Source organism: Streptomyces sp. S465 (assembly GCF_026898115.1).
Lineage (GTDB): Bacteria > Actinomycetota > Actinomycetes > Streptomycetales > Streptomycetaceae > Streptomyces > Streptomyces luomodiensis.
The window spans coordinates 7,937,797-7,964,318 of record NZ_CP114036.1 but is presented as its reverse complement, the minus strand read 5'-3'; the positions used below and the strand labels follow the sequence as shown (position 1 = coordinate 7,964,318).

Genomic DNA, 26,522 nt, shown 5'->3' with positions numbered 1-26,522 from the left:
GGCTAGGTTTCTTGAATCGTTTCACGCCAAGGAGACTCATGTCTGACGTTCCGGCCGTGAAGGCGGCCCTCAAGAGCCAGGCGGTCGAGACGCCGTCATGGGCGTACGGCAACTCCGGAACCCGCTTCAAGGTCTTCGCCCAGCCCGGCGTCCCGCGCTCCCCGCAGGAGAAGCTGGACGACGCCGCGCAGGTGCACGCGTTCACCGGAGTGGCCCCGACCGTGGCCCTGCACATCCCCTGGGACACGGTCGAGGACTACGGGGCGCTCGCCACGTACGCCCGGGAGCGCGGCCTGAAACTGGGCGCCATCAACTCCAACGTCTTCCAGGACGACGACTACAAGCTGGGCTCGGTCACCCACCCCGATCCGGCGGTCCGCCGCAAGGCGCTGGACCACCTCCTGGAATGCGTCGACATCATGGACGCCACGGGCTCCCGGGACCTCAAGCTCTGGTTCTCCGACGGCACCAACTACCCCGGCCAGGACGACATCGCCGCCCGCCAGGACCGCCTCGCCGAGGCGCTGAGCGCGGTCTACGACCGCCTCGGCGAGGGCCAACGGATGCTGTTGGAGTACAAGTTCTTCGAGCCGGCCTTCTACACCACGGACGTCCCGGACTGGGGCACCGCCTACGCCCACTGCCTCAAGCTCGGTCCCAGGGCCCAGGTGTGCGTGGACACCGGCCACCACGCCCCGGGCACCAACATCGAGTTCATCGTCGCCCTCCTGCTGCGCGAGCGGAAACTCGGCGCCTTCGACTTCAACTCCCGCTTCTACGCGGACGACGACCTGATGGTGGGCGCCGCCGACCCCTTCCAGCTCTTCCGGATCATGTACGAGGTGGTCCGCGGTGGCGGGCTGACCTCGGGGGTCGCCTTCATGCTCGACCAGTGCCACAACATCGAACCGAAGATCCCGGCGATCATCCGTTCGGTGATGAACGTCCAGGAGGCCACCGCCAAGGCCCTCCTGGTCGACCGGGACGCCCTCGCCGCCGCCCAGGGCTCGGGCGATGTGCTCGGCGCCAACGCGGTCCTGATGGACGCGTACAACACCGATGTCCGCCCCCTCCTCGCCGAGGTCCGCGAGGAACTGGGCATCGACCCCGACCCGATGGCGGCGTACCGGGCCTCCGGCTGGGCGGAGCGGATCGTGGCGGAGCGCGTCGGAGGACAGCAGGCGGGCTGGGGCGCGTGACCCCGCCGCTCGGTGGGCCGACACCCGAAGTGGGCCAACACACGAAGAGGACGACATGACCGCACAACCGCATCCCGAGGCGGCCGCGCTGCTGGACCGCTCACACCGGCTCGGCGCCGATCCGCGCAACACCAACTACGCGGGCGGGAACACCTCCGCCAAGGGCACCGCCCCCGACCCCGTCACGGGCCAGGACGTCGAGCTGATGTGGGTCAAGGGCTCCGGTGGCGACCTGGGCACCCTCACCCACTCCGGCCTCGCCGCACTCCGCCTGGACCGGCTCCGCGCGCTCACCGACGTCTACCCCGGGGTGGACCGCGAGGACGAGATGGTCGCCGCCTTCGACTACTGCCTGCACGGCAAGGGCGGTGCCGCGCCGTCCATCGACACCGCCATGCACGGTCTGGTCGACGCCGCCCACGTCGACCACCTCCACCCCGACTCCGGTATCGCCCTGGCCTGCGCGGCCGACGGCGAGGCACTCACCAAGGAGTGCTTCGGCAACCAGGTGGTGTGGGTGCCCTGGCGCCGTCCCGGCTTCCAGCTGGGCCTGGACATCGCCGCCATCAAGAAGGCCAACCCGCGGGCCATCGGCTGTATCCTCGGCGGCCACGGCATCACCGCCTGGGGTGACACCTCCGCCGAGTGCGAGGCCAACTCGCTGCGCATCATCCGCACCGCCGAGGAGTTCCTCACCGCGCGGGGCAAGGCCGACCCCTTCGGTCCGGTCGTCCACACCACCCTCCCGCCCGCCGAACGCCGCGCCCGCGCGGCGGCCCTGGCCCCCGTCATCCGCGGCCTGGTCTCCACCGACCGCCCCCAGGTGGGCCACTTCACGGACTCCGACACCGTCCTGGACTTCGTCGCGCGCGCCGAACACCCGCGGCTGGCCGCGCTCGGCACCTCCTGCCCGGACCACTTCCTGCGCACCAAGGTCCGCCCCCTGGTGCTGGACCTCCCCCCGGGCGCACCGCTCGAGGAGACGATCGCCCGCCTCAGGGAACTCCACACCGCCTACCGCACCGACTACGCCGCCTACTACCAACGCCACGCCACCCCCGACTCCCCGGCGATGCGCGGCGCGGACCCCGCGATCGTGCTGGTCCCCGGGGTGGGGATGTTCAGCTACGGCAAGGACAAGCAGACGGCCCGGGTGGCCGGCGAGTTCTACGTCAACGCGATCAACGTGATGCGCGGTGCCGAGGCGGTCTCCAGCTACGCGCCCATCGAGGAGTCGGAGAAGTTCCGCATCGAGTACTGGGCGCTGGAGGAGGCCAAGCTCCAGCGCATGCCGAAGGCCAAGCCCCTCGCCACCCGGATCGCCCTGGTGACCGGCGCGGGGTCGGGCATCGGCAAGGCGATCGCACACCGCCTGGTGGCCGAGGGCGCATGTGTGGTGGTGGCGGACATCAACGCCGGCTCCGCCGCTGACGTCGCCGCCGAACTGGGCGGTCCGGACAAGGCCACGGCCGTCACCGTGGACGTCACCGACGAGGAGCGGATCAAGGCGGCGTTCGACCAGGCGGCCCTGGCCTTCGGCGGGGTGGACATCCTGGTCAACAACGCGGGCATCTCCATCTCCAAGCCCCTGCTGGAGACCACCGCCGAGGACTGGGACCTCCAGCACTCCATCATGGCGCGCGGCAGCTTCCTGGCCGCACGCGAGGCGGCCCGCGTGCTGATCGCCCAGAACATGGGCGGCGACATCGTCTACATCGCCTCCAAGAACTCGGTGTTCGCGGGCCCGAACAACATCGCGTACTCCGCGACCAAGGCCGACCAGGCGCACCAGGTCCGCCTGCTCGCCGCCGAGCTGGGCGAACACGGCATCCGCGTCAACGGCGTGAACCCCGATGGGGTGGTCCAGGGCAGCGGCATCTTCGCGGGCGGCTGGGGAGCCAAGCGCGCGGCGGTCTACGGCGTCCCGGAGGAGAAGCTGGGCGAGTTCTACGCCCAGCGCACCCTCCTCAAGCGCGAGGTGCTCCCGTCCCACGTCGCGAACGCGGTCTTCGCCCTCGTCGGCGGCGACCTGACGCACACCACGGGGCTGCACGTCCCGGTCGACGCGGGGGTCGCGGCGGCGTTCCTGCGCTGACCCGCGCGCGAGGGGGACGGGGTCGCGGGGGGGGGGCGGGGGCCCGGTCCCCGTCCTCAAGGCCCCGTCCCCCGCCGGTACGAAACCACCGTCATCACACCACTCACCACGAGGTCCACGTGCCCGCCCAAGAACACCACTTCGCCGCCGTGGACCTCGGTGCGTCCAGCGGCCGGGTCATGGTCGGCGAGGTCGCCCGCGACCGGCTGACCCTCCACGAGGTGCACCGCTTCCCCAACCAGCCCACCCGTGTCCTGGGCACCCTGCACTGGAACGTCCTGTCCCTGTACCAGGGCGTCCTGGACGGCCTCGGGGCGGCCGCGGCACACACCAGGGGCAGCGGTCTGACCAGCGTCGGCATCGACACCTGGGCGGTCGACTACGGCCTGCTCGCCGCCGACGGCACCCTCCTGGCCAACCCTGTCCACTACCGGGACACCCGCACCACCGGCACGGCCGAAAGGGCCGCGGCGGCGCTCCCGCCCCCGGCCCTCTACGCCGCCACCGGCCTCCAGCACCTCCCCTTCAACACGATCTACCAGCTCATGGCGGCCCAGGGCACCCCCGCCCTCGCCGCCGCCCACCGCCTGCTGCTCATCCCCGACCTCATCGCGTACTGGCTGACGGGCGAGGCCGGCACCGAGCTGACGAACGCCTCCACCACCCAGCTGATCGACCCCCGCACCCGCGACTGGGCCCGCCCCGTGGCCACGGCCCTCGGGATCGACCTCACGCTCTTCCCTCCGCTGCGCCGTCCGGGCGACCCCGCCGGGACCCTGCGCCAGGACGTCCTCGCCGAAACGGGCCTCACGGCGCCCACCCCCGTCACGGCCGTCGGTTCGCACGACACCGCGTCCGCCGTCGTCGGCGTCCCGGCCACCACGCCCGACTTCGCGTACATCGCCACCGGCACCTGGTCCCTGGCCGGACTCGAACTGGACGCGCCGGTGCTCACGGAGGCAAGCCGCGCGGCCAACTTCACCAATGAGCTGGGCGTGGACGGCACGGTCCGCTACCTGCGCAACATCATGGGCCTGTGGATGCTCCAGGAGTGCGTGCGCAGCTGGGACGCCCGAGGCGGCCGTGCCTCCCGTACGGACCTCACCGCCCTGCTCCGGGAGGCGGCCGAGGCCACTCCGCTGCGCTCGGTGGTCGATGCCGGCGACCCGGCCTTCATCGCCCCGCACGACATGCCCGACCGCATCGCCGACGCCTGTCGCCGCACCGGCCAGCCCGTCCCGCGCACCCCCGCCGAGACCACCCGCTGTGTGCTGGACTCGCTCGCCCTGGCGCACCGCCGGGCGATCGAGGACGCCCAGCGGCTGTCCGGCCGTACGGTCGGCGTGGTGCACATCGTCGGCGGCGGTGCGCGCAACGACCTGCTGTGCCGGCTCACCGCCGACGCCTGCGGGCTTCCGGTGGTCGCGGGCCCGGCCGAGGCGGCGGCGCTGGGAAACGTCCTGGTGCAGGCCCGTACGGCCGGAAGCGTCAGCGGCGGTCTGCCCGAGTTGCGCGCGCTGCTTCACAGCACCCAGTCGCTGAGGCAGTATGAGCCCACAGGTGATCATTCGGCGTGGGACCGGGCAGCCGCCCGGCTGGGGGACGCGCAGGTCACAGGGCAGGCCACCGGGGCTGCCACCGGCCAGGGCCACGAGGAGGAACCGTGCGCGTAGCGCTCTTCATCACCTGCGTCAACGACACCCTCTATCCGCGCACCGGCCAGGCCGTGGTCACGCTTCTGGAACGGCTCGGCGTGGAGGTCGGTTTCCCGGACGCGCAGAGCTGCTGCGGCCAGCCGCAGTTCAACACCGGCTACCGCCACCAGACCGAACCGCTGGTGCGCCGCTACGCCACCGCGTTCCGCGACTACGACTACGTGGTGGCCCCCTCGGGTTCGTGCGCGGCGATGGTGCGGGACAACTACCCCCGGATCGGCGCCAAGGCCGCCGCCGAGGGGCGTGGCCAGGAGCTCGCGGACGCGGCCGCCGAGGCCGTCCCCAAGACCTACGAGCTCACCGAGTTCCTCACCGACGTCCTGGAGGTCACCGACGTCGGCGCGTACTACCCGCACACCGTGACCTACCACCCCACCTGCCACGGGCTGCGGATGCTGGGACTCGGCGACCGTCCGCGCTCGCTCCTCGCCGCCGTGCGGGGGCTGACCCTGGTGGAGCTGCCGGGGGCCGAGGAGTGCTGCGGCTTCGGCGGTACGTTCGCCGTCAAGAACGCGGCCGTGTCGGCGGCCATGGGGGCGGACAAGGCGCGCAACATCACCGCGACCGGCGCCGAGGCCGTGTGCACGGTCGACAACTCCTGCCAGATGCACATCGGCGGCACGCTCGCCCGCCAGGGCTCCACGGTCCGTCCGGTGCACATCGCCGAGATCCTGGCCAGCACGGAAGGGAACGTCTGGTGAGCGGAACCCACCAAGCCACCTACCTCGGGATGCCCTCCTTCCCGCGGGCGGCCGACGCCTCGACCCGCAACACCCAGCTGCGCGCCAACCTCCGCCACGCCACCCACACCATCCGCGCCAAGCGCGCCACGGCGGTGGCGGAACTGGACGACTGGTCGCGGCTGCGCGCCGCGGGCGCGGCCATCAAGGACCGTACGCTGCGCCATCTGGACCACTACCTGGAGCGGCTGGAGAGCGCGGTCACGGCGGCCGGCGGCCACGTCCACTGGGCGGCGGACGCGGAGGAGGCGAACCGCATCGTCACCGAGCTGGTCCAGGCGACGGGCGAGCGCGAGGTGGTCAAGGTCAAGTCGATGGCCACCCAGGAGATCGGCCTGAACAGCGCCCTCGCCACCGCCGGGATCACGGCGTACGAGACCGACCTGGCCGAGCTGATCGTGCAGCTCGGCGACGACCTCCCGTCGCACATCCTGGTTCCGGCGATCCACCGCAACCGGGGCGAGATCCGCGACATCTTCGCCGAGCGGATGGCCCAGTGGGGCCGCCCGGCGCCGGAGGGGCTGACCGACGCGCCCGCCGATCTGGCGGAGGCCGCGCGGCTGCACCTCCGCGAGAAGTTCCTGAACGCGAAGGTGGGGATCTCCGGCGCCAACTTCATGGTCGCGGAGACCGGCACGCTGGTGGTCGTGGAATCCGAGGGCAACGGCCGGATGTGCCTGACCCTCCCCGAGACGCTGATCTCCGTCGTCGGCATCGAGAAGGTGGTGCCCACCTTCCAGGACCTGGAGGTCTTCCTCCAGCTGCTGCCCCGCTCCTCGACCGCGGAGCGGATGAACCCGTACACCTCCACCTGGACCGGCACCACCGACGAGGACGGGCCGCGCGCCTTCCATCTGGTGCTCCTGGACAACGGCCGCACCGACACTCTCGCCGACACCGTGGGCCGGCAGGCGCTGCGCTGCATCCGCTGCTCGGCGTGTCTCAACGTGTGCCCGGTGTACGAGCGGGCGGGCGGCCATGCCTACGGGTCGGCGTACCCTGGGCCGATCGGCGCGATCCTCACCCCCCAGCTGCGCGGCACCCAGAGCGAGGTGGACGCCTCGCTGCCGTACGCGTCCTCCCTGTGCGGGGCGTGCTACGAGGTGTGCCCGGTGGCCATCGACATCCCGGAGATCCTGGTCCACCTCCGTGAGCGCGTGGTCGAGGGCGGCCCCGCCTCGGTCCGCGGCACCCGCACCGTCATCAAGCCGGCCAAGGGCCACGCCGCCGAGCGCGCCGCGATGCGCGCCGCCCGCTGGGCCCTGGACCACCCCGGGGTGCTGCGCACCGGCCAGCGCCTGGCCTCCCGCACCCGCCGTTTCCATCCGCGCCGGCTGCCCGGTCCGGGACGGGCGTGGAGCGATACGCGGGAACTGCCGAGGGTGCCGGAGGAATCGTTCCGCGACTGGTGGCAACGGACCCGGGGCGAGCGCCGCACGGAGGGAAGGAAGACCACATGAGCCCGCAAGCTTCAGGCTCCCCGGACTCCGGGCCACAGGGTGAGACCCAGCACCCCGGGCCGCAGGGTCCCGCCCCCCGGAGTCTCGGCTCCCGCGCCCTGGTCATGGCCCGGGTCCGCCGTGCGCTGACCGATGTGCCGCGCGCCGAGACACCGGACGAGGTGCCGGTCGAGCGCGCCTACCACCGGGTGCACGGTGACCGGACCGCCGCCGAGAGCGTGGATCTCCTCGCGGAGCACCTGGCCGACTACCGCGCCATCGTCCACCGCGCCGACGCCCCGTCCCTCCCGGCCCTGATCGCCCGTCTCCTCGCCGACCGCGGCGCCACCGGCGTGGCCGTACCCCCCGGCCTCCCCGCCTCCTGGCTGTCCGCCGTGCCCGGTTCGGTGCGCCGGGTTCCGGACACGGCGGAGCTGACCCCGCACGACCTGGACGCGGTCTCCAGCGTGGTGACGGCGTGCGCGGTGGCCGTGGCCGAGACCGGCACCGTGGTCCTGGACGCCGCCCCCGACCAGGGACGACGCCGTATCACCTTGGTCCCCGACCACCACATCTGCGTCATCCGGGTGCCCGACCAGGTCGTGGACTCCGTCCCCCAGGCCCTGGAACGCCTCGATCCCACCCGCCCGTTGACCTGGATTTCGGGCCCGTCCGCGACCAGCGACATCGAACTGGACCGCGTCGAGGGCGTCCACGGCCCCCGCACCCTCGAGGTGATCCTCACCGGACCGGAAACCGCTGGTCGGAGCTGATGGGTCAGCGGGAGGCATCCCCCGGCCGGGGCGGGGCATATGCCATGGGGACGGGGAGGGGAACACCCGCGCGGTGGATGCGGCGTTCCTCACATACCGGCGGTAACACCGCAGTTGGGCGGTTTAAGCCGATGCTGATGTCGGTAGGGGCCCTTACTCTTATGGCATGCGTCCGACTCCTCCTCATCAACCCGCCTTACTGACCACCTCCACCACCGACCAGGCCAACGAGGCGATACGCGTCTTTCTGCGGGCCCGGGGCGGCCGTGCGCTGCGGCCTTCGGAGCGTGCCGAGTACAGCCGGTTGCTGAGGGTCTACACCCGGGCGTTGCGCGGCGAGATGGAGCAGGCCGCCTGAGCCACACGAGCCGGCCACACGTGAAAAGCGGGGGCACGCCATGCAGGTGCTGCGGGTGCTGGGGAAGGTCGCCTTCGGGGCGGCGACGGCGGGGCTCCTGGGGATCGCCGGCTACGGCGGGTACAACCTGTACCGGGGCGTGACCGGCGGCGACACCACGGGCTTGCGCGACGGCCCGGTGACCGCGGAGGAGACCCGGCAGACGGCCCGGGAGTTCCTCGACGCCTGGGCGGACGGCAATGACATGCTGGCCGCGGGCTACACCAACAACGCCGAGGCGGCCCTGGGCGCGCTGAGCCGCTATCGCGACGACGCCCATGTGCGGAGGGTGACTCTCACCCCGGGCGCGGAGCACGGCACCACGGTGTCGTTCACCGTGAAGGCCGAGGTGGTCTTCGACAAGGCCACTTCCCGCTGGACCTACACATCGCGGCTGACCGTGGTGCGCGGCCGGACCACCAAGAAGCCGCTGGTCGACTGGGAGCCCTCGGTCCTCCACCCCCGGCTCGGGGCCACCGACACGCTGCGGACGGATCTGGCGGACAATTCGCCGGTCCGGGTGCTGGACCGGGACGGCAAGGAGCTGCCGCAGGGTCGTTATCCCTCGCTCGACCCGGTGCTGACCGCGCTGCGGTCGAGATACGGGGCGGCCGTGGGCGGCGCGACGCGGGTGGAGGTGTCGGTGGTCAAGGCCGACGGGACCACCGGGGCGACGCTTCACGTGGTGGCGAAGGGCAAGCCCGGCACCCTGCGCACCACCCTCGACGCCGCGGTCCAGAAGAGCGCGGAGGAGGCCGTGGCCACGCGCGACGGCGCCTCCGTGGTGGCGCTCAAGCCCAGCACCGGGGAGATCCTGGCGGTGGCCAACTCCGACCGGACCGAGTTCAACGCCGCGTTGCAGGGGCAGACCGCGCCGGGCTCGACGTTCAAGATAGTCACCGCGGCCACCCTGCTGGAGGCCGGCAAGGTCACCCCGGGCCTCCCGGTGCCCTGCCCCAGGACGGCGTCGTACGCGCAGGGCATGCCGTTCCACAACGTCGAGAACGGCGAGCTGCCGGGTGCCACCTTCGCGCAGGACTTCGCGGCGTCCTGCAACACCGCGTTCGTCTCGCTCGCCGGAGCCGTACCCGATGGCGCGGTGGCCGAGGAGGCGCGGTCCGTGTTCGGGATCGGGCTGGACTGGCGGGTGGGGATCACCACGTTCGACGGTGCGGTGCCGAGCGGGGGCGGCGACGACAAGGCCGCCGCCATGATCGGCCAGGGCACGGTCCAGATGAACCCGCTCACCATGGCGTCGGTCGCGGCCACCGCCCGGACGGGCACCTTCAAGCAGCCCGTCCTGGTGCCGCCTTCCGTGGACCACCGGGAGATCGCCACCAGCGACCGCAGCCTGGGCCCGGCCACCGTGGCGCAGTTGAAGGCCATGATGCGGCTGACCGCGACCAGCGGCACCGCCGCTTCGGCGATGTCCGGGCTCACCGGGGACATCGGGGCCAAGACGGGCTCGGCCGAGATCGACGGCCAGGCCGAGACCAACGCCTGGTTCACCGCCTACCGCGACGATGTGGCGGCCGCCGCCGTGGTCACCGCCGGCGGCCACGGCGGGGATGCCGCCGGACCGGTCGTCCGCGCGGTGCTCGAAACCGGCTGAGCCTCGACCCACCCGCCAAAGTCACTTCAGCCGCTCCCGCAGCTCCTCGACGTCCCGGAGGAACCAGGTCTGCCGCCCCCGATCGCACTCACGGACGAAGTCCCGCAGCGCCGAACTGGCCTCCGTGTGGCGGGAGATGTCACCGAGGACCACCAGCCCCAGACCGTATTGGACGAACTTCTGGATGATGTCGCCGGCCACGCGTGTGCTCAGCCGGAAGAACGCCTCGTCGAACCGTCCGGCCGGGACGACGACCCACCGGGCGCCCTGGTACCCGGCGTCGCCGATGAGATCCAGCGCGTCGCGTTCACAGCCGATGAGTTCGCCCTCGTGGGCACACATCAGGACAGGGACGTCGTGGATCGTCTGGAGGCCACTCATGACGGTCGGGCTAATGCCACCTCCGGTGGCGGTCGACGGCACAACGCGACCCGCGTCAGGGGACCCGCCCGCACCCCGGGTCCCCCCATGACCCCTGGTCATCGCGGCGCCCGCTGGTGCAGGGTGTGGCACAGACCGGTACCAAGGGCTGACCGAGGAGAACGATGAGCTCCACGCAGCACACGCCACTGCCCTACTACGAGGACGTCTCCCCGGGCACGGGAGCGCTGCCGCCCCGTCCCTGGACCCCTTCCTCCGACGCCGCGCGGCTGAGCCTGAACGGGACGTGGTCCTTCCGGCTGTCGCCGACCGCCACCGCCGAGGACGACTCCTTCGCCCGCCCCGGATACGACGCCCGCGGCTGGGACGAGATCCCGGTGCCCGGCCACTGGGTGCTGCACGGCCACGGGGCGCCGATCTACACCAATGTGCGCTACCCCTTCCCGGTGGATCCGCCGCGCGTCCCCACCGAGAACCCGACCGGCGACCATCTGCGCCGGTTCGACCTGCCCGGCGACTGGCCCGAGGGCGGGGACGCGGTGCTGCGCTTCGAGGGCGTCGAGTCCTGCGCCCGGGTCTGGCTCAACGGCAAGGAGCTGGGCACCTTCAAAGGCAGCCGGCTGCCGCACGAGTTCGCGGTCGGGGGCCTGCTCAAACCGTCGGGCAACGTGCTGGCCGTACGGGTCCACCAGTGGTCCTCCGGAAGCTATCTGGAGGACCAGGACCAGTGGTGGCTGCCCGGTGTCTTCCGTGAGGTGACGCTCGAGCACCGCCCCGAGGGCGCGCTCGCCGACTACTTCGTCCACGCCTCGTACGACCACACCACCGGCGAGGGCACGCTGCGGATCGACGCCGACCCCGGCGGCCGGGTCACCGTCCCCGAGCTGGGCCTGGACCTGGCCACCGGGGAGAGCGCCACCGTCCCCGTCGAGCCGTGGACGGCGGAGACGCCCCGGCTGTACGAGGCGCGGCTGACCACCGCGGGCGAGAGCGTCTCGCTGCGGGTGGGCTTCCGCACCGTGGTGGTCGAGGACGGGCTGCTCAAGGTCAACGGCCGCAGGGTGCTCTTCCGCGGCGTCAACCGGCACGAGTTCCACCCGGAGCACGGGCGGGCGGTGGACCTGGCGACCATGCGCCGCGACCTGGTGCTGATGAAGCAGCACAACATCAACGCCGTGCGCACCAGCCACTATCCGCCGCATCCGGCCTTCCTCGGGCTCTGCGACGAGCTGGGGCTGTGGGTCATCGACGAATGCGATCTGGAGACCCACGGCTTCGTCGAGCTGGGCTGGCGGAACAACCCGGTGGACGACGACCGCTGGACCCCCGCGCTGCTCGACCGGGCCGCCCGCATGGTCGAGCGCGACAAGAACCATCCGGCCGTGGTGATGTGGTCGCTGGGCAACGAGTGCGGGACCGGGCGCGGGCTGTCCGCGATGGCCGCCTGGGTGCGGGACCGCGACCCGTCCCGGCCGATCCACTACGAGGGCGATCTGTCCTGCGCCGACACGGACGTCTACTCCCGGATGTACGCACCGCACGAGGAGGTCGACCGGATCGGCCGGCGCACCGAGGCGCCGTGGGCCGATGCGGAGATGGACGCCAAGCGCCGGGCGCTGCCGTTCATCCTGTGCGAGTACGCCCACGCCATGGGCAACGGGCCGGGCGGACTGAGCGAGTACCAGCGGCTGTTCGAGAACCATGAGCGGTGCCAGGGCGGTTTCGTCTGGGAGTGGATCGACCACGGCTTCACCCGGCGCGCCCCCGACGGCCGCTTCTACCACGTCTACGGCGGGGACTTCGGCGAGGAGCTGCACGACGGGAACTTCGTGTGCGACGGGCTGCTCTTCCCCGACCGCACCCCCTCCCCCGGACTGGTCGAGTACAAGAAGGTCATCGAGCCGGTGCGGATCGAGGGCGACGGGGCCGACGGCACGGTCCGGATCACCAACGGCCACGACTTCGCCGATCTGTCCCATCTCGCCTTCTCCTGGACCTATGAGGCGGAGGGCGAGGCGATCGGCTCGGGCGAGCTCGCGGTGCCACCCCTGGCCCCCGGCGAATCCGCCGATCTGAAGCTTCCGGCGCCGCCCGGCGCCGAGGCGGGGGCGGAGACCCGGTGGACCGTCGAGGCACGGCTCGCGGCCGCCACGGCGTGGGCCGAAGCGGGCCATCCGGTGGCCTGGGCCCAGCTCCCCGCCGCCCCCGGCACCGGCCGGCCGCGCGCCCTCGCCTCGGGGGAGGCGCCGCGCCGCGAGGGCGACCGGATCGTACTCGGCCCCGGGGTCTTCGACGCGGCCACCGGCGCCCTGACGGCCCTCGGCGGCCTGCCGGTCACCGAACCGCCCCGGCTGGACATCTGGCGCGCGCCCACCGACAACGACAACGGCGCGTCCTGGCAGCCGGACGAGCGCTGGGGAGTGACGTGGCGCCGGCTCGGACTGCACCGGATGCGGCACCGCGTCGACGCGGTGGAGACGACGCCGGACGGTGCGCTGACCGTCCGTGCCCGGGTCGCGCCCGCCGCCGTCGACCTCGCCCTGGAGACCGTCTACCGCTGGACCGCCGACGGGGCGGGACGGCTGAGCCTGGCGGTCTCCGTCACCCCGCTGGGCGAGTGGACCTGCCCGCTGCCGCGCCTGGGCCTGCGGCTGGGGCTCCCGGCCGCGCTGGGCGCCGCCGAGTGGTTCGGCGGCGGCCCCGGTGAGGCGTACCCGGACACCCGCGCCGCCGCACGGATCGGCCGGTGGGCGCTGTCGGTCGACGAGCTCCAGACGCCGTACGTCCGTCCGCAGGAGAACGGCACCCGCGCCGATGTCCGCTGGGTGCGGCTGACCGCACCCGACGGGTCGGGGGTGCGGATCGAGGGCGAGCCGGCCTTCTGGTTCACCGCACGCCGCTGGACCACCGAGCAGCTCGACGCGGCCGAGCACACACCGGATCTGGAGGCGTCGAACGAGACGGTGTGGGTGAACCTCGACCACGGACAGCAGGGCATCGGCAGCCAGTCCTGCGGGCCGGGCGTACTGGACGAGCACCGTCTGGACGCGGCACCCGCCGCGTTCTCGTTCACCTTCCAGCGGTTGAGCTGACGGTTCGACGGGGCCGTTGAGCTGACGGTTCGACGGTCCGGGGCCGGTCTTGGCGACCGGCCCCGGACCGGGTGCCTGCCCAGCTGCGCCGGCCCGCCCCGGCCTTAGCCGCTCCTGCGGCGCAGGGCCGCGAGCGCCCGGTCCGCGTGCACGCTCATCCGGAACTCGCTTTTGACGATCTCCAGCACCGTGCGATCGGTGTCGATCACAAAGGTGACCCGCTTGGTCGGCACCGCCGCGATCCCGCGCTTCACCCCGAACCGTTCCCGTACCGCCCCCTCCGGATCCGAGAGCAGCGGATAGCCGAAGGAGTACGCCTGGGCGAACTCCGCCTGTTTCGCCACCGCATCGGCGCTGACCCCGACCGGCTGGGCGCCCAGCTCCCTGAACTCGGCCGCGATGTCCCGGAAGTGGCACGCCTCCTTGGTGCAGCCGGGGGTGAAGGCCGCCGGATAGAAGAAGAGCACCACCGGGCCGTCCGCCAGCAGCCCGGTGAGCGAACGGGCGGTGCCGCTCTCGTCCGGCAGTTCGAAGTCCTCGACCACATCACCGATGTCCATGGCGGCACGCTACCCGCCCCCGGCAGGTGGCCGCCCGGGGGCGGGTAGCGAGGCCGAGCGGCGGCGCACGGACGACCGGGCGCCGATGTGAAGGCCCCGCTCACTGCACCCGTGGCGGGCCTCCACATCGGCTGCCGCCGTCAGCTGCCGCCCGTCACCTTGACGTAGTCGACGACCAGCTGCTGCGGGAAGGTGGTGCTGCCGTCCGGGTCGCCGGGCCAGTAACCGCCGACGGCCAAGTTGAGGATGATGTAGAAGGGGTGGTCGAAGGCCCAGCGGTTGCCGTTCAGGTCGGCGGGGGTGCGGGTCTGGTAGACATTGCCGTCGACGGACCACGTGATCTTCTCGGACGACCAGTCGATCGCGAAGGTGTGGAAGTCGTCGGAGAACTTGGCGCCGTTCGGCAGGGTGTAGCCGGCACCGATGCCGCCCGAGCCGGAGTAGCCGGGCCCGTGGATGGTGCCGTGGACGGTGCTGGGCTCGAAGCCCACGTTCTCCATGATGTCTATCTCACCGCAGTTGGGCCAGCCCGCGCTGCCGATGTCGTTGCCGAGCATCCAGAAGGCGGGCCACATGCCCTGGCCCTGGGGCAGCTTCATCCGGGCCTCGACATGGCCGGAGGCGGTGGTGAAGGTCTGGGCGGTGTTGAGGCGGGCGGAGGTGTACTCACACCGGCCGTACCAGCAGTTGTAGTCGGCCGGGTTCTCCTTGCGGGCGGTGATGACGAGGTTGCCGTTGCCGTCCAGCGCCGCGTTCTTGGTGCCGTCCGTGTAGTACTGCCGCTCGTGGTTGTTGACGTTGTCGCCGGTCTCGTAGCCCCACTTGGAGGCGTCGACCGCGCTGCCCGCCGGGCCGTCGAAGTTGTCGGTGAACTCGGCGGCGGCGGTGGTCTGCGGGGTCGCCGTGGCCGGGGTGGTGAGCCAGGGGGTGGCGGCGAGCGCGGTCGCCGACAGCAGACCGATCACGGTATTGCGCAGGGTCCTACTCATGGAACGGTGGTGCCTTCCTGTGTGGGGGATGGAACCGGCGGTGCCGGTCCGTGGGGGAAGGTGTGCGTCCGGCGGCTACGGGCCGTGGCCCGTTGCGCTACGGCAGGCGTACGGACCGGAGGCGTGCGCATCAGCGCCCGTCGAGAACTGGGCTTCCTGCGCCTGGGCCGTCATCGGTCACCTCCGGGGAGACACAATGTCCAGCGCTGTTCGAGGCATGTCAATAGGTCTGGACCTGCTTGCCTCAAAGAGTTCGATGCGGCTTCCGGTCCAACTCCCCCTGAACCGACAGAAGTCGAACTCTCAGGACACTACGGCGCCGACCTCTGTTCGACAGGGCCGAGGCGGGGCCGAGGACCCCGGGGCCGACACCGACAACCGGCCGGGGGTCCAGGGCCCTGGACGCACAGCGGGCGAATGAGCTCGCGCGCTTCACCTCTTGAACGATCAATTGACGGAACGCAAACGGCCGAACGGCAGAACAACCTAACGGCGGAACGGCCGAACGGCGGCTTCAGCGGTCTCCGTTACGCCGACTACGCCGACTACGCCGACCCCGGGCCCTCGAACAGCGCGAGCAGATCCTCCCGCCCGAACATCCGCGCCGTCTCGACGGCCGAGGGCGATCCGGCCCGGGGGTCCGCACCCTTGGCCAACAGCACCCTCAGCACCTCCTCCTCGCCCTTGAACGCGGCTCCGGCGATGGGGGTCTGACCCCGTTCGTTGACCCGATTGGGGTCGGCGCCGCGCTCCAGCAGTGCCGACACCGTCGCGGGATGGCCGTAGTAGGCCGCGAGCATGAGCAGGGAATCGCCCTTGTCGTTGGTGAGATTGGCCGGGACACCCGCGTCCACGTAGGCGGCGAGCGTATCGGTGTCCCCGTGCCGGGCCAGGTCGAAGACCTTGGCGGCCAGTTGCAGCACCTCCGGGTCGTGGGCGGGCTCGCTCTCGGGGTTCGATTCGGTCATGGCCTGTCGCCTCCGGCTTCGCTACCTGAGTATGTGATCACCACCCTAAGGAGGGGCGGCCGACCGGCCCGGGAGGGCGACCGGTTCACGGTGCCACACACCCATGGTGATGATTACACCGATAATCCACCCAATTGCACCTTTCGCCCGGTGGATACATGCTGTGATCCTGGAACACCTCATGGTGACTGACCGTCCCCCACCAGCCAGGAGACCGTGATGATCCTCTCCATTTCCGGCGTCGTCCTGCTCGGCATCATCGTCTTCATCTTCTTCCGCAAGGACGGCCTGAAGGCGTCGCACGCCGTCATCTGCGCCCTCTTCGGCTTCTATCTCGCGTCCACCGCGATCGCGCCGAGCATCAAAGCGGGCGGTGCGAGCCTCGCCAGCCTCCTGGGCGGGATCAAGATCTGACGTGGTCCGGAGACCGCTCCCCCGCCCCCGCCTCGGCCTTCGCCCCCGCCTCGGCAGCGCCGCGGGCAGTCCGCTCGTCCCGCTCATGCGCGGGCGCGCGTTCGCCCGCACCACGGCCGACGGCGTGGCCGATGTGCTCCACCCGCTGGTCGCGCTCTCCCGGGGCGCGCGCGTGCTCGCCGCCGCCGGGCGGCGCAGATGGGCGGAGCTGCCCGGCGACCGCCGCGGCCCGGTGTTCTTCCTGGTGGCCGCCTGCGGCTTCGTCCTCTTCCTGCTGCCGTACGGGCCGCTGGCGGCGGCGATCAGCCTGATCGGCGCGGCGGGCTGGGCCGGGCGCGGGGGCGCCACCGCCGCACCGGGACCGCCCGGCCCGGACGGCACCGAGCGGCTGCGCATGCTCTACGAGGCGCTGGTGCCGTACTTCTCCGCCACCGAGGACCCCAGCCCGCTCTACCGCCACGGCGGCGACTGGTCCACGGTGTTCGACTCCTTCGCCTTCGACGAGGGCGGCCGGATCACCCGATTGCACCTGCGCTACCCCGCGTACTTCACCGACGGCGACCCCGCCGCCCGGACCCGGATCGAGCAACTGCTGTACGCGAAGTCGGGACGCGGTCGCGAGTACCTGTTCGAGTGGGACGAGGAGGCCAACGGTCTCACTCTGACCGTGCTGCCCGCCCTGTCCACCGCGATCCACGCCCAGCGCTTCGTCACCGCGCCCGGCGAGACCGTGCTGGGCTTCACCGACGCCTCGTCGGTGCAGCGGACACTTCCGGTGCTGACGGCCCCGGAGACGGGCGAGGAAGGCGCGGAGGACGCGGGGGGCACGGGCGGCACGGGCGGCACAGGGGGCGCGGGGAGGCTCAGGAAGGCGGCGGGGAACGAGCCGGAGACGCAGGACGTACCGCCGGTGGTCTGGCGCACCGGCCCGCGGTCCACCGAACCCCATCTCCTCGCGCTCGGCCAGCCGGGGAGCGGCACCACGACCCTGCTGCGGTCCATCGCGCTCCAGGCGCTGCCCCACGGCGAGGTACTGGTGGTGGACGGCAGCGGCACCGGCGAGTACGCGTGTCTGAGCGGTCGTACGGGGGTGCTGGCGGTGGAGTGCGGACTGGCCGGGACGCTGACGGCGCTGGAGTGGGCGGGCCACGAGACCGAGCGCCGGCTGATCGCCGCGAACCGCGCCCGCCAGCTGGGCCATCCGCCGCCGGAGGACATCCAGCGCCCGCTGTGGGTCCTGCTGGACCGGCCGTCGGTGCTGAGCCATCTCGCGGCGGCCGACGGCCGCACCGATCCACAGGAACTGCTGACCGTGCCGCTGCGGCACGGCCGGGCGGCGAACGTACGGGTCGTGGTGGCCGATCAGCTGGACACCGCCGAAAGGCTGAGCGAGACCGTGCGGAGCAACACCCGGGCCCGAGTGGTCCTCGGCCCGGCCTCGCCGGAGCAGCTCACGGCCGCCCTCGGGGCGCCGCCGCACACCACACCGACGCCCGAGGTCCCCCCGGGCCGCGGCTACGCCCGCCTCGGCACGGGCCCGGTCCACCGCCTCCAGGTACCCGCCACGCCCGACCCGTACGACGAGGCAGCCGGCGAAGCCGAGCGACAGGCCGTCCTCCGCCTGCTCCCCACCCAAAACCCAACACCACCCCCGCCCCCGCCCGGGTGAACCCTGCCGGGAGCGCCCCTCGGCGCGATGACCACCGGGCCCTGACCCGCGGGGCACGTCCCCCGGGACCGGGGTGCTGCCATGCCAGGGGACGCGCCGGGGTGACGCCCCGCCGCGCAATACCCCGCCGGAGGCGCCCCATCAGGGTGACGCCCCACCGGCAGATGACCCACCGGACAGCCCACCGGCTCACGCCCCGGCCGGGCACGTCCCACCAGGACCCACGACACCCCCACCCCCGGCACCGGCACCGGCACCGGCCGGATGACGTCCCACCGGAGGCGTCCCACAAGGGGGCGCCCCGCCGGGCGATGGCGCGCTGGGCGATGACCCACCGGACAGCCCACCGGCTCACGCCCCGGCCAGGCACACCCCACCAGGACCCACGACACCCCCACCCCCGGCACCGGCACCGGCACCGGCACCGGCACCGGCCGGATGACGTCCCACCAAGGGACGCCCCACCGAGGGACGCCCCAGCGGAGGCGTCCCACAAGGGGGCGCCCCGCCGGGCGATGACCCACTGGGCGTGCCGCCGGTTCGCGTCCCGCCAGGACCCACGGCACCCCAGTCCCGGCCCGGCCGGGTGGCGCTCCTCCGGAGGGACGCACGGCCGGGCGATGGCCGGCGGGCGATGACCCACTGGGACACGTCCCGGCCGGACACCTCCCGGCCGGGCACGTCCCGCGAGGGCACGTACCGCCGGAACGTATCCCGGGCGGTCAGGCCACGTACGTGCGGGGCGTTTCGGCCTCGATCGTGGCGCCCGTGGCCACCAGGTCGGCGGCTGCGGCCAGCCGGGTGGCGGCCTTCTCGGCGACCGCTCCGCCGACGGTGAACGGAAGCCGTACGTAGCCCTCGAACGCGCCGTCCACCCCGAAGCGGGGCCCCGACGGCACCCGGACCCCCAGGCGGACGCCGGCGTCCGCGATGCGCGAGCCGGAGAGGCCACCGGTGCGGGCCCAGAGGGTGAGCCCGCCGTGCGGGACGGTGAACTCCCAGTCGGGCAGATGGCGCCGGAGGGCGGCGACGAGCGCGTCCCGGTTGTCGCGCGCCAGTGCCCGGCGCACCTCGACGGCCTCCTCCCAGCCTCCGGTGCTCAGCAGCCAGGCGACGGCGAGCTGTTCGATGACGGGGGTGCCCAGGTCCGCGTAGGCGCGGGCGGCGACCAGGCTGCGGATGACGTCGGGCGCGGCGCGCACCCAGCCGATGCGCATCCCCGCCCAGAAGGACTTGCTCGCCGAGCCGACGGTGATCACGGTGCTGCCCGCCGGGTCGAAGGCGCAGACGGGCCGGGGCTGCCCGGCGTCGTCGTCCAGGCGCAGTTCGGCCATGGTCTCGTCGGCGACCAGGATCGTTCCGGCGGAGCGGGCGGCGTCCACGAGCTGCCGGCGCTGCTCCTCGGTGGCGAGGGCGCCGGTGGGGTTGTGGAAGTCGGCGATGACGTAGGCGAGCCGGGGTGCGGCGGCGCTGAGGACCTGGCGCCAGGACGGGATGTCCCAGCCCGCGAGCCGGTCGCCCATGGCGACGGGGACGAGCCGGGCGCCCGCCTCCCGCATCAGCTGGAGGATGTTGGCGTAACTGGGCGATTCGACGGCGACCCGCTCGCCGGGCCGGACCATCAGCCGGCAGGCGGCGGCGACCGCCCCCATGGCGCCGGTGGTGACCATGATCTGCTCGGGCATGGTCGGGATGCCACGGGCGGTGTAGCGGTCGGCGAGCGCCTGGCGCAGGGCGGGCAGCCCGGCGGGGTAGTCGCCGTGGGTGTGGGCGTAGGGCGGCAGCTCCTCGAGGGCGCCGTGCAGCGCGCGGGTGAGCCAGGGTTCGGGGGCGGGCAGCGCGGCACAGCCGAGGTCGATGACGGAGGCCGCGGCCTCGGGCGGGAGCGGGTCGAGCCCCCGCGTGGGCAGCGGGCTTCCGGCGGGCATGGCGGTCCAGCTCCCGGCGCCGCGCCGGGACTCGAGGAACCCCTCGCCACGCAGCGCCTCATAGGCGGCGGCGACGGTGGTGCGGCTGACCGCGAGCGCCGCGGCGAGCTCGCGCTCGGCGGGGAGCCGGGCTGCGACCGGAACCCGGCCCTCCAGGACGAGCAGCCGTACGCCGTCGGCGAGGGAACGGTAGGCGGGGACACGGCGGCCCCCGGTCAGGGCGGCCGCGGCCCCGGCGGCCACGCCGTCACGGGTGTGCTGTGACCCGAGCAGCCGGGCCAGTTGCGGTGCCCCGACCGCAGAGGTCCATGGACTCATCGGACACGGTCCACCTTTCGCGTATTGGCCATGGAACTGGACTGGTTCCGGACCTCAGAGTGACATGCCGCAGGCCACTCTCACCAGGAGCACACATTGTCCGACCCCCTTCCCCGCCCGTCCCGCCTTCCGCGCCGTCTCGTCCAGCTCTACGTGGGGCTCGTCCTGTACGGCGTGTCCATGGGGCTCCAGCTGCGTGCCACGCTCGGTCTCGACCCGTGGGACGCCTTTCACCAGGGCGTCGCCGAGCACACCTCGCTGTCGATCGGCACGGTGACGATCGTCGTCGGCGTCGCCGCGCTGCTGCTGTGGATCCCGCTGCGCCAGCGGCCGGGGCTGGGCACGGTGTCGAACGTGCTGGTGATCGGAGTGACGGTGGACGCCACCCTGTGGCTGATACCGGAGCCGGACGCCCTGACGGTGCGGATTCCGATGCTGGTTTTCGCGATCGTGCTGTGCGGCGCGGCCACCGGGCTCTACATCTCGGCACGGTTCGGTCCGGGCCCGCGGGACGGGCTGATGACGGGGCTGCACCGGCGCACCGGGTGGTCGATCCGGCTGGTGCGGACCGGGATCGAGCTGGCGGTGCTGGCCACCGGCTTCGCCCTGGGCGGCTCCGTGGGGGTCGGTACGGTGCTGTTCGCGCTGGCCATCGGGCCGCTGTCGCAGTTCTTCCTGCGCGTTTTCGCGATTCCCGCACCGGCCGGGACGGGCTCCGGGATCGTGGCGCGGGGCGGCGTCGAACCCCAGGTCCAGGACCTGATTTAGAGCTGACGCGGTCGGGGCGGTAGTGTACGCCCTCGGCCTACCAGGCGGACCGTTACTGCGCGCTAAAGTACCAGAAACGCTGGGTGACATCTGCTGCCAGATGTGACAAACCGGGCGCCGGTGGGTAGAACAACGGGGCGGCACGACGGGCGACGCATGTCCCAATACGGGAATCTTCACCGCCGACCGGACGTTGACCGGATGACGACGACAGCGACACCTGTCCTGTGGGCGACAAGCCCGGGAGGCACGATTCATGAGTGAGCGAGCTCTTCGCGGCACGCGACTCGTGGTGACCAGCTACGAGACCGACCGCGGCATCGATCTGGCCCCGCGCCAGGCGGTGGAGTACGCATGCCAGAATGGCCATCGATTCGAGATGCCGTTCTCGGTAGAGGCGGAGATCCCGCCGGAGTGGGAGTGCAAGGCGTGCGGCGCCATGGCACTCCTGGTGGACGGCGATGGACCTGAGGAGAAGAAGGGCAAGCCCGCGCGCACGCACTGGGACATGCTCATGGAGCGGCGCACCCGCGAGGAGCTCGAGGAGGTGCTGGCCGAGCGGCTGGCGGTCCTGCGCTCCGGTGCCATGAACATCGCCGTGCATCCGCGGGACACCCGTAAGTCTGCCTGATTCCGAGCGGCAGCACTGAGGTAACGAGGGCCGGGGCCACTGCGTGAGCAGTGGCCCCGGCCCTTGTCCTCGTTGAGCGGGGACGTGACCGTCAGCCCCCGGCCCCGGTCACTCAGCCCCGGTCGCGCGGTCGCAGTCCCGGTCCCGGCTCGCCTTCGCCGCCCCGGTTCCGGTCCCGGTCCTGGTCGTTCCCGTCCCGGATCACCTCGCCCTGGATGACCGTGCCCTGCCCCGGGCGCTCCCGCCCGTCCCGGCGCTCCCATTGCTCACGGGCCTGCTGGAAGGGGTCGGACGGCGATCCGGGGACGAACCCCATGCGGCGCGACAGCGCGCTCTCCGCACGGCGCCGCAGCAGCGCCTGGGTCGGCGGGAACAGGCACAGCAGCGCGGCCGCGTCCGAGATCAGCCCCGGCACCATCAGCAGCAGCCCGCCGAGCATCGTGAAGGAGCTCCCGGGCCGCGCCGAGGGCTCCCCGGTGCCCGGCCGTATCGACCCGGCCAGGCTCTGCCAGGCCTGGCGGCCGCCGCGCTTGACGACGGCGGCGCCCACCACCGCGCCCGCGACCAGCAGCAGGAAGACGGTCAGCCCGCCGGCCGCGTCCGCCACCAGGGTCAGCAGCCAGATCTCCAGGACCAGCCAGGCGGCGATCCCCAGCGGTACGAAGGTGCGGGCGCGTGAGCGCTTCGGGCGGGTCGGGTCGCTCTGCTGCGATGCGCCGGTCATCATGCCTCCAAGTGTGCCCGGGTCCGTGCGCTGTCCGGAGCCCGGGGCCGTGCGGCCAAGGGGATCTCACGGGTTCCAACGTCCGACGGGTCCCAGAGGGTCCGACGCGGGCCAGAAAGGCCGGATGAGGCGGATGGGCCGGGGAAGCCGGGTAGGCCGCATGGATTCGGCGGGGAATCGGCGGCGGCGGTCGCGGGTACCCGCCGCCGCGGAGGTGTCGAGCGGAGGTGTCGCATGGCGGCTGTGCTGGAGGTACTCGTGTGGTGGGCGGCGCTGACCGGTCTCTGGCTGGTGCTGATCAGCACCGTGGACCCCTTGGAGGTCCTGGTCGGCGCGGCCGCCGCGCTGGCCGCCGCCCTCCTCGCCCGCGCCGGGCGCCGGGCGGTGGCGGACCGGTGAGCGCCTCCGACGGCTGGCTGGCGGCGGCGCTGGTGCCGCTGCTCGCGCTCGTGCCGGTGCTGTGGCGGATCGCCCACGGCTCGGCGCAGGACCGGCTGGTCGGCCAGAACCTCACCTCGCTGCTGGCCGGGCTGGCGCTGCTGCTGACCGCGCAGGGCTTCGGCCGCCCCTCGTACACGGATGTGGCGCTGGTGGTCAGCGTCCTGGGGCCCACCGGAACGCTGATCTACGCCCGCTTCCTCGACGTCCTGCCCGATTCGCGGCTGGTGCGGTGGACGGCGCTGGTGGGGGTGCCCGCGACCGTGCTGCCGCTGTGCGTGGCGACCGGGCCCGGCCGGGCGATGGCGAAGCTGCTGCTGATCGGCGCGCTGCTGATCGCGGGCAGCGTGGTGACCAGCGCGCGCGGCGGAAACGGGGGCACCACGACATGACCGAGGTGCTGATCGTCGTGGCGCTGCTGCTGGTCGCGGGCGCCGCCACCGCCGCCGTGCTCAACCGGGACCCGGTGCGGCAGGCGCTGGTGCTGTCCTTCCTCGGGCTCGCGCTGGCCCTGCTGTTCACCTTCCTCCAGGCGCCGGACGTCGCGCTCTCGCAGCTCGCCGTCGGCTCCGCGGTGACGCCCCTGATGATCCTGCTGACCGTGCGCAAGGTGCGGCGCCGCTCGGGGAACGGCCGCGGCGGGGACGAGACGACGGCGGGCCGTGAGCGATGAGCGCACGGCTGAGGCTGTGGGTCTTCCTGGTGGGCGCCGCCGGGTTCGCCGCGCTGTTCGCCGTCGCCTGCTTCGGCCTGCCGTCGTTCGGCAGCGGCTACCACCCGTACGGTGTGCGGGCCGTGCACGCCGCCCTGGGCCATCACACGGCCAATGTCATCGCGTCCGTCAACTTCGATCTGCGCGCCTTCGACACGCTCGGGGAGGAGACCATCCTCTTCGCCGCCGTGCTCGGTGCCGTGGTGCTGCTCCGCCAGACCCAGGACGAGCACCGCACGACCCCCGAGCCCGCCGTGGTGCACCCCCGGGTGCGCCGGTTCGCGCTGCTGACGCTGCCGCTCGCGCTGTTGGTGGGCCTGTATGTGATCGCGCACGGCCAGATCAGTCCGGGCGGTGGTTTCCAGGGCGGGGTGGTCGCCGCCACGGCGCTGCACCTGCTCTACGTCGCCGCCGACTACCGGGCCCTGGAGCGCGTCCGGCCGCTGGCCCTGTACGAGGTCGGGGAGGCGGTCGGCGAGGCGGCCTATGTCGTCACCGGGCTCGCGGCCGTCCTCGCGGGGTCGGCGTTCCTGGCGAACGTCCTTCCCTTCGGCACCCTCGCGACCCTGTCCTCGGGCGGCACGGTGCCCGTGCTCAACGCGGCCGTCGGCCTGGAGGTGGCCAGCGGGGTCGTGGTCCTGCTGGCCCGGTTCCTGGACCAGGCGGTGGAAATCGAGGAGCCCGGGGAAGGCGAGGAGGAGGCGCAGGACACCGGAGGGACCGGAGGCACCGGCGACAGAGATGACAGAGACGACGGAGACGACGAGAGGGAGCGAGCGTGACGGTCCTGCCGTACCTGGTCGCCGGATGGATCTTTCTGATCGGTGTGTACGGGCTGGTGACCAGCCGGGACCTCATCCATGCCGTGGGATGCCTGGCCGTCACCCAGTCCTCCACCTATGTGCTGCTGCTCGCCGTCGGCTACCGGCACGGCGGCACGGCCCCGGTCTTCGCCGACACGCCCACCGACAGCCGGGTGGTCGACCCGGTCGTCCAGGCGCTCGCCCTCACCGACATCGTGGTCGGCGCGACGGTCACCGCGCTGCTGCTCGCGCTCGTCGTCCAGCTGCGCAAACGCCATGGCACGGTCGACCCGGACGCCCTGTCCGAGCTGAAGGGCTGAGCCGGTGGACAGCGCGCGGCTGCTGCCGCTGGTGGTGGCGGTGCCGCTGCTGGGCGCGGCGGTGCTGGTGGCCGCCGGACGGCGGCTCCCCCGGCTCGTCTCCGACCTCCTGGGCTGCGCCTTCGCCGCCGCCACCGCCGTGGCGGCGCTGCTGGTGCTGGTCCGGGCCGGTCATGCCGGGCCGGGGGCGTATCCGGTGGAGTGGGTGGGCGGCTGGCGGCCGGTGGGCGGCAGCGGAGTGGGCATCGTGCTGGTCGGCGATCCGCTGGGGGCCGGGCTCGCGGCGCTGGTCTCGCTGCTCGTCGTCGCCGTCCTGATCTACTCCTGGCGCTACTTCGAGGAGCCGCCGCGCCGGCACACCGGCTCCTTCCCCGCGCTGATCCTGGTGTTCCAGGCGGGCATGTGCGGTTTCGCCCTGACCGGCGACCTGTTCAACGCCTTCGTCTTCTTCGAGCTGATGGGCGTGGCGGCCTACGCGCTGACCGGCTTCCGGGTCGAGGAGCCGAAACCGCTCCAGGGCGCGCTGGCCTTCGGGGTGGTGAACTCCCTCGGCGGCTACGCCACCTTGCTGGGCATCACGCTGCTGTACGCGCGCACCGGGGAGCTGGGGTTCGCCCAGATCGGGCGGAAGCTTGACGCGGGCGGGCCGGACGGGCTGGTGCTCGCCGCGTTCGTGCTGGTGACGACCGGTCTGCTGGTGAAGGCGGCCGCCGTTCCGTTCCACTTCTGGCTGCCCGACGCGCACGCGGTCGCCCCGACGCCGGTGTGCATGCTGCTGTCGGGGGTGATGGTGGAGCTCGGCGTCTACGGGGTCGCCCGGGTCTACTGGACGGTCTTCGCCGGGCCCGGGGGGCTCGGCCACCCGGCGTTCACCCGCGCCCTGCTGGTGCTGGGCGTCCTCACGGCGCTGCTGGGGGCGGCGATGTGCTGGCAGCAGCGCCATCTGAAGCGGCTGCTGGCGTTCTCGACCGTGGCCCATACCGGGCTGTTCCTGATCGGCGTGGCCGTACTGACCCCCGAGGGGGTGTCGGGCACCGCGCTGTACGTCCTCGGCCACGCGGGTGTGAAGGCGGCCCTCTTCGCCTGTGTCGGGGTGCTGCTGGACCGGTACGCGACCGTCGACGAGCACGAGCTGTTCGGCCGGGCCCGGGAACTCCCGGTGGTCGGCGTCCTGTTCGCGGTGGGCGGCCTGGCGCTGTGCGGGCTGCCGCCGTTCGGCTCCGGTCTGGGCAAGGCCGTCGCCGAGGAGGCCGCGGGACACACCGCCGGATGGCTGCCCGCGCTCTACGTCCTGGTGTCGGCGGTGACCGGGGGCGCGGTGCTCCGGGCCGGGCTGCGGATCTTCGCCGGAGCGGGCCGGCGCCCCCGGGAGCAAGAGGGCGAACCGGAGACCACCGGCGAGGAGGAGCCCGAGACCGGCCGCCGCCTCGGACGCATCCCGGTGCCGCTGGTGGCGGTGCCCGCCGCGCTGCTGGCCGCGTCGCTGGCCGTCGGGGCGGTCCCGGCCGTCGCCTCCGCGATGGGCCGGGCCGGGGCGCTGTTCACCGACACCGGCGGCTACCGGCGGACGGGCCTGGGCGCACGGGCCGCAGCCGCCCCGGCGCTCCCGCCGCCGCACTGGCAGCCGACCGGGATCCTGCTGGGGCTGCTCTCCACGGCCCTCGCCATCGCCCTCGCCACACTGGCGGTACGGCGGCCGGCCCGCGACGGGACGGCCGCGCTGCTCGCGCCCGTACGGCGGCTGCAGTCCGGGCACATCGGCGACTACGTCGCCTGGCTGGTCGCCGGGACGGCGCTGCTCACGGTGCTGACCGTCCCGGGGATCCGCTGAGCCGCG

General features: G+C 72.8%; 25 protein-coding genes. 19 read left to right on the top strand and 6 right to left on the bottom strand.

What is annotated here, in order from left to right:
• Positions 1 to 38 precede the first annotated feature (38 nt).
• The 8 genes from rhaI to N6H00_RS33795 all read left to right on the top strand — a co-directional run bounded on the left by rhaI (position 39) and on the right by N6H00_RS33795 (position 9,970).
• Entirely contained in the window at positions 39 to 1,199 is a 1,161-nt protein-coding gene (rhaI, locus tag N6H00_RS33830; RefSeq protein ID WP_268975637.1) for an L-rhamnose isomerase, read from the top strand.
• A 55-nt stretch (positions 1,200 to 1,254) separates the two neighbouring features.
• On the top strand, positions 1,255 to 3,294 hold the full coding sequence (locus N6H00_RS33825) for a bifunctional aldolase/short-chain dehydrogenase (protein ID WP_268975636.1): 2,040 nt from the start codon (positions 1,255 to 1,257) through the stop codon (positions 3,292 to 3,294).
• A 119-nt stretch (positions 3,295 to 3,413) separates the two neighbouring features.
• A complete protein-coding gene (locus tag N6H00_RS33820; RefSeq protein WP_443073126.1) occupies positions 3,414 to 4,967 on the top strand; it encodes a rhamnulokinase in 1,554 nt (517 codons plus the stop codon).
• Positions 4,958 to 5,710: a (Fe-S)-binding protein gene (locus N6H00_RS33815; protein ID WP_268975635.1), complete on the top strand. Its 753-nt coding sequence runs from the start codon at positions 4,958 to 4,960 to the stop codon at positions 5,708 to 5,710. The genes N6H00_RS33820 and N6H00_RS33815 overlap by 10 nt, the downstream gene beginning before the upstream one ends.
• 29 nt (positions 5,711 to 5,739) lie before the next feature.
• Positions 5,740 to 7,209 carry a LutB/LldF family L-lactate oxidation iron-sulfur protein gene (locus N6H00_RS33810; RefSeq protein WP_268977222.1) on the top strand — a complete coding sequence of 490 codons (1,470 nt, stop codon included), beginning with the start codon at positions 5,740 to 5,742 and terminating at the stop codon, positions 7,207 to 7,209.
• A 104-nt stretch (positions 7,210 to 7,313) separates the two neighbouring features.
• Positions 7,314 to 7,961: a LutC/YkgG family protein gene (locus N6H00_RS33805; RefSeq protein ID WP_268977221.1), complete on the top strand. Its 648-nt coding sequence runs from the start codon at positions 7,314 to 7,316 to the stop codon at positions 7,959 to 7,961.
• 166 nt (positions 7,962 to 8,127) lie between these two features.
• Positions 8,128 to 8,319 (top strand): hypothetical protein, encoded by a 192-nt coding sequence (locus N6H00_RS33800; RefSeq protein ID WP_268975634.1) that lies wholly within the window; start codon positions 8,128 to 8,130, stop codon positions 8,317 to 8,319.
• Positions 8,320 to 8,359: 40 nt separating this feature from the next.
• Entirely contained in the window at positions 8,360 to 9,970 is a 1,611-nt protein-coding gene (locus tag N6H00_RS33795) for a penicillin-binding transpeptidase domain-containing protein (protein WP_268975633.1), read from the top strand.
• A gap of 21 nt (positions 9,971 to 9,991) precedes the next feature.
• Here N6H00_RS33795 and N6H00_RS33790 read toward each other — a convergent pair whose 3' ends face one another.
• On the bottom strand, positions 9,992 to 10,351 hold the full coding sequence (locus tag N6H00_RS33790) for a DUF4180 domain-containing protein (protein WP_268975632.1): 360 nt from the start codon (positions 10,349 to 10,351) through the stop codon (positions 9,992 to 9,994).
• A gap of 164 nt (positions 10,352 to 10,515) precedes the next feature.
• Between N6H00_RS33790 and N6H00_RS33785 the strand changes: the two genes are divergently transcribed.
• Positions 10,516 to 13,443, top strand: coding sequence for a glycoside hydrolase family 2 TIM barrel-domain containing protein (locus N6H00_RS33785; RefSeq protein WP_268975631.1), 2,928 nt, complete (start codon positions 10,516 to 10,518; stop codon positions 13,441 to 13,443).
• Between the two features lie 104 nt (positions 13,444 to 13,547).
• On the opposite strand, the gene N6H00_RS33780 is transcribed toward N6H00_RS33785, so the two are convergent.
• From N6H00_RS33780 to N6H00_RS33770, 3 genes are all read right to left on the bottom strand, one after another.
• Positions 13,548 to 14,003: a peroxiredoxin gene (locus N6H00_RS33780; protein ID WP_268975630.1), complete on the bottom strand. Its 456-nt coding sequence runs from the start codon at positions 14,001 to 14,003 to the stop codon at positions 13,548 to 13,550.
• Between the two features lie 140 nt (positions 14,004 to 14,143).
• Complete coding sequence (locus N6H00_RS33775) at positions 14,144 to 14,992, bottom strand: glycoside hydrolase family 16 protein (protein WP_268975629.1); 849 nt, start codon at positions 14,990 to 14,992, stop codon at positions 14,144 to 14,146.
• 545 nt (positions 14,993 to 15,537) lie between these two features.
• Positions 15,538 to 15,960, bottom strand: a complete 423-nt coding sequence (locus tag N6H00_RS33770) for an ankyrin repeat domain-containing protein (protein ID WP_268975628.1) — start codon at positions 15,958 to 15,960, stop codon at positions 15,538 to 15,540.
• 219 nt (positions 15,961 to 16,179) lie between these two features.
• Between N6H00_RS33770 and N6H00_RS33765 the strand changes: the two genes are divergently transcribed.
• Positions 16,180 to 16,374: a hypothetical protein gene (locus N6H00_RS33765; RefSeq protein ID WP_268975627.1), complete on the top strand. Its 195-nt coding sequence runs from the start codon at positions 16,180 to 16,182 to the stop codon at positions 16,372 to 16,374.
• Between the two features lies 1 nt (position 16,375).
• On the top strand, positions 16,376 to 18,043 hold the full coding sequence (locus N6H00_RS33760; RefSeq protein ID WP_443073125.1) for a hypothetical protein: 1,668 nt from the start codon (positions 16,376 to 16,378) through the stop codon (positions 18,041 to 18,043).
• Positions 18,044 to 18,765: 722 nt separating this feature from the next.
• On the opposite strand, the gene N6H00_RS33755 is transcribed toward N6H00_RS33760, so the two are convergent.
• On the bottom strand, positions 18,766 to 20,289 hold the full coding sequence (locus N6H00_RS33755) for an SCO1417 family MocR-like transcription factor (protein WP_268975625.1): 1,524 nt from the start codon (positions 20,287 to 20,289) through the stop codon (positions 18,766 to 18,768).
• 96 nt (positions 20,290 to 20,385) lie between these two features.
• Here N6H00_RS33755 and yczE point away from each other — a divergent pair, with 96 nt between their 5' ends.
• Together yczE and N6H00_RS33745 are read left to right on the top strand one after the other, a co-directional pair.
• Positions 20,386 to 21,057: a membrane protein YczE gene (gene yczE / locus N6H00_RS33750; RefSeq protein ID WP_443073124.1), complete on the top strand. Its 672-nt coding sequence runs from the start codon at positions 20,386 to 20,388 to the stop codon at positions 21,055 to 21,057.
• Positions 21,058 to 21,313: 256 nt separating this feature from the next.
• Positions 21,314 to 21,688 carry an RNA polymerase-binding protein RbpA gene (locus tag N6H00_RS33745; RefSeq protein ID WP_014056358.1) on the top strand — a complete coding sequence of 125 codons (375 nt, stop codon included), beginning with the start codon at positions 21,314 to 21,316 and terminating at the stop codon, positions 21,686 to 21,688.
• Between the two features lie 112 nt (positions 21,689 to 21,800).
• Here N6H00_RS33745 and fxsA read toward each other — a convergent pair whose 3' ends face one another.
• Entirely contained in the window at positions 21,801 to 22,415 is a 615-nt protein-coding gene (fxsA, locus tag N6H00_RS33740; RefSeq protein ID WP_443073123.1) for an FxsA family membrane protein, read from the bottom strand.
• Positions 22,416 to 22,646: 231 nt separating this feature from the next.
• Here fxsA and N6H00_RS33735 point away from each other — a divergent pair, with 231 nt between their 5' ends.
• Genes N6H00_RS33735 through N6H00_RS33710 form a run of 6 tightly spaced genes read left to right on the top strand, consistent with a single transcriptional unit; the run spans position 22,647 to position 26,516 of the window.
• Complete coding sequence (locus N6H00_RS33735) at positions 22,647 to 22,811, top strand: hypothetical protein (protein WP_268975624.1); 165 nt, start codon at positions 22,647 to 22,649, stop codon at positions 22,809 to 22,811.
• Positions 22,808 to 23,242, top strand: coding sequence for an MrpF/PhaF family protein (locus tag N6H00_RS33730; protein ID WP_268975623.1), 435 nt, complete (start codon positions 22,808 to 22,810; stop codon positions 23,240 to 23,242). Before N6H00_RS33735 ends, N6H00_RS33730 begins: the two co-directional genes overlap by 4 nt.
• Entirely contained in the window at positions 23,239 to 23,523 is a 285-nt protein-coding gene (locus N6H00_RS33725) for a DUF4040 domain-containing protein (protein WP_268975622.1), read from the top strand. Before N6H00_RS33730 ends, N6H00_RS33725 begins: the two co-directional genes overlap by 4 nt.
• The gene (locus N6H00_RS33720) at positions 23,520 to 24,344 is read left to right on the top strand and encodes an MnhB domain-containing protein (protein WP_268975621.1); all 825 of its coding nucleotides are present in this window, start codon (positions 23,520 to 23,522) and stop codon (positions 24,342 to 24,344) included. Before N6H00_RS33725 ends, N6H00_RS33720 begins: the two co-directional genes overlap by 4 nt.
• Complete coding sequence (locus N6H00_RS33715; protein ID WP_268975620.1) at positions 24,341 to 24,685, top strand: sodium:proton antiporter; 345 nt, start codon at positions 24,341 to 24,343, stop codon at positions 24,683 to 24,685. Before N6H00_RS33720 ends, N6H00_RS33715 begins: the two co-directional genes overlap by 4 nt.
• 4 nt (positions 24,686 to 24,689) lie before the next feature.
• Positions 24,690 to 26,516: a complex I subunit 5 family protein gene (locus N6H00_RS33710; protein WP_268975619.1), complete on the top strand. Its 1,827-nt coding sequence runs from the start codon at positions 24,690 to 24,692 to the stop codon at positions 26,514 to 26,516.
• Positions 26,517 to 26,522 lie beyond the last annotated feature (6 nt).